Genomic DNA, 3,328 nt, shown 5'->3' on the forward strand with positions numbered 1-3,328 from the left:
CATGCTTACGCGCGTGCGCGTCCTCCTTGGCGCGGCGGCGCTGCTCGGCCATCAGCGACCGGAAACCCGATTCGTCCACCGACAGCCCGGCCTCGGCGGCCATCTCCAGCGTCAGATCGATCGGAAAACCGTAGGTGTCGTGCAGCGTGAAGGCGTCCGCGCCGGAAATCGTGCCGGTCTTACCCGTGGGGGTGGCGGCCTTCACCTGCTCGGCGGTCTCGTCGAACAGTTTCGACCCGGTGCTCAGGGTTTTGCGGAACGCGGTCTCCTCACCGACGGCGACCGTTTCGATCCGCCCGAAATCGGTGGCCAATTCCGGATAGGAGGGCGCCATGAGATCGCTCACCACGCGCATGAAATCACTCATCACCGGCTGTTCGGCACCGAGCAGCCGAGCCGAACGCACGATCCGCCGCAACAACCGGCGCAGTACGTAACCGCGGCCGTCGTTACCGGGATTGACGCCGTCGGCGATCAGCATCGCCGAGGTGCGGGCATGGTCGGCGATAACCCGGAACCGCACATCGTCGGCGTGCTGGACACCGTAGGAGCGACCGGTCAGTTCCTCGGCCCGGTCGATGATCGGGCGCAGCAGATCGGTCTCGTACACGTTCTCGACGCCCTGCAACAGCATCGCGATCCGCTCGACACCCATACCGGTGTCGATATTCTTCTTCGGCAGTACCCCGACCGGCGGGAACCCGAGCTTCGGGCTGTCCTCACCACGGATGTCCTGCATGAACACCAGGTTCCAGATCTCCAGATAGCGGTCCTCGTCGGCCACCGGCCCGCCGTCACGCCCGTGCTCGGGGCCACGGTCGTAGTAGATCTCCGAACAGGGCCCGCCGGGACCGGGCACACCCATATCCCAGTAGTTGTCCTTACCGTCGCGGAACTGGATCCGCTCCTCGGGAACCCCCACGACCTCCCGCCAGATCTGGGCGGCCTCCGGATCGGCCTCGTAGGCGGTGACCCAGATCCGCTCCGGATCGAACCCGTACCCCCCGTCTTCCTGGGATTTCGTGATCAGCTCCCACGCGAAGCGGATGGCGCCTTCCTTGAAGTAGTCGCCGAAGGAGAAATTCCCCGCCATCTGGAAAAAGGTGTTGTGCCGCGTGGTGACGCCGACTTCCTCGATATCACCGGTGCGCACACATTTCTGCACACTGGTCGCCCGCGGATAGGGCGGGGTCTGCTGGCCGAGGAAGTACGGTTTGAACTGCACCATGCCCGCGTTCACGAACAGCAGATTCGGATCGTCGAGGATCAGCGATGCACTGGGCACCTCCGTATGCCCGGCACGAACGAAATGGTCCAGGAATCGCCGTCTGATCTCGTGGGTCTGCACGAATATCCAGCCTACCGGTGCCGCGCACCCCGTTTTTCACCGAGCCGCGTTTCCGGGCCGCAGGCCACGAACGATCCTGCGCAGGGTGCTCACCCGCGGTCCCACCGCCCTTTCGTGGCCGTGACCGGTGGGGTGGTAGTAGTCGACACCCACGAGTTCATCCGGGGGATACTGCTGTGCCAGCACCCCGTCCGGATCGTCGTGCGGGTACCGGTAGCCCTGGGCGTTGCCCAGGCGGGCGGCACCCGAATAGTGCCCGTCACGCAGATGCGGCGGCACCGCGCCGGCCTTACCCGCCGCCACATCGGCCATCGCCGCACCGATCGCCGCCACCACCGCACCCGACTTCGGCGCCGTCGCCAGATGGATGGTCGCCTGGGCCAGCGCCAGCCGCGCCTCCGGCAACCCCACCAGCTGCACCACCTGCGCCGCGGCCGTGGCGGTCTGCAAGGCGGTGGGGTCGGCCATGCCGATGTCCTCGCTCGCGTGGATCATCAGCCGTCGCGCGATGAAACGGGGATCTTCGCCCGCGGTCAGCATCCGGGCCAGATAGTGCAGGGCGGCGTCGACATCGGAACCTCGGATCGATTTGATGAAGGCGCTGATCACGTCGTAGTGCTGATCCCCCGCGCGGTCGTAGCGCACCGCGGCCTTGTCGACACTGGCGGCCACGAGATCGAGATCGATCCGCCCGTCCAGCGACGACTCCGCCGACGCCTCCAGCGCCGTCAACGCCCGACGCGCATCACCACCGGCGATCCGGACGATATGGTCCAGCGCCTCCTCCGAGACGGTGAACTGCCCGTCCAGCCCCCGCGCATCGGCCAGCGCCCGGGCCAGCACCGCCCGGATATCCTCCGGTTCGAGCGAATGCAACTGCAACACCAGCGAACGCGACAGCAGCGGCGACACCACCGAGAACGACGGATTCTCGGTGGTCGCGCCCACCAGCAAAACGATCCGGTTCTCGACCGCGGCGAGCAACGCGTCCTGCTGGGTCTTGGAGAAGCGATGCACCTCGTCGATGAACAACACCGTCTGTTCCCCCGCCGCCAGCCGCCGCCGGGCCACATCGATCACCGCCCGCACCTCCTTGACCCCCGCGGACAACGCCGACAACGCCTCGAACCGCCGGCCGGTCGCATGGGAGATCAGCGACGCCAAGGTGGTCTTACCGGTGCCGGGCGGGCCGTAGAGCAGCACCGACGCCGCCCCCGAACCCTCCACCAGCCGCCGCAGCGGCGACCCCGGTCCCAGCAGATGCTGCTGTCCCACCACCTCGTCCAGTGAAGCCGGGCGCATCCGCACCGCGAGCGGGGCCCGCACGCCCGCCTCACGGGCGGCCTGATCCGGGGTCTCCATCCCTTCCGTGACCGGCCCCGCACCGGGCATATCGAACAGACCGTCGCTCATGACACGAGTCTATTGGCGGCGGGGGGATGGTTATCGGCGCGGCTTCGCGGGGGTGGGGTGGGTTTGTTCGGGACGGGGGTGGGGGTGGGGGCCTGCTCGCCACGTTGGAAGTGACCTGACCGGCCGAGGTGAGGGGGGACCGTGCTCGCTGGGGGTGTAGGGGTGACCCCGCCCGCCAAAGCGACAAGGTGACCCCACCGCCAAGGTGACGACGTGACCTTGCTCGCCAAGGTGGGGAGGTGACCCTGCCCGCCAAGGTGAGAAGGTGACCCTCCTCGCGGAGGTGGGGAGGTGACCCTCCTCGCCAAGGTGAGAAGGTGACCCTACTCGCGGAGGTGGGGAGGTGACCCTACTCGCCAAGGTGAGGAGGTGACCCTCCTCGCCAAGGTGAGGAGGTGACCCTCCTCGCCAAGGTGAGAAGGTGACCCTCCTCGCCAAGGTGAGAAGGTGACCCTCCTCGCCAAGGTGAGGAGGTGACCCTACTCGCCAAGGTTCTGTGTTTATTGGCGCGGCTCCGCCGCGCGGGGTTCGGCCCCCGAAGCGTCTGCTGTCAGCGCTCGAGACTCG

Annotated in this window: 2 protein-coding genes; both read right to left on the bottom strand. The window is 67.3% G+C overall.

The window, feature by feature from the left end; all coding sequences use genetic code 11:
* Window positions 1-1,348, bottom strand: a 1,348-nt coding sequence (gene alaS / locus ACWDU1_RS30945; protein ID WP_450003910.1) for an alanine--tRNA ligase, incomplete at its 3' end; no start/stop codon positions are given.
* Window positions 1,349-1,384: 36 nt separating this feature from the next.
* Window positions 1,385-2,710, bottom strand: coding sequence for a replication-associated recombination protein A (locus ACWDU1_RS30950; protein WP_450003911.1), 1,326 nt, complete (start codon window positions 2,708-2,710; stop codon window positions 1,385-1,387).
* Window positions 2,711-3,328 lie beyond the last annotated feature (618 nt).

Source organism: Nocardia sp. NPDC003345 (assembly GCF_053589395.1).

What these genes read in the sequence shown, in the direction of transcription:
- ACWDU1_RS30950 (WP_450003911.1), bottom strand. Translation starts at nt 2,710, where the DNA reads ATGGAGACCCCGGATCAGGCCGCCCGTGAGGCGGGCGTGCGGGCCCCG.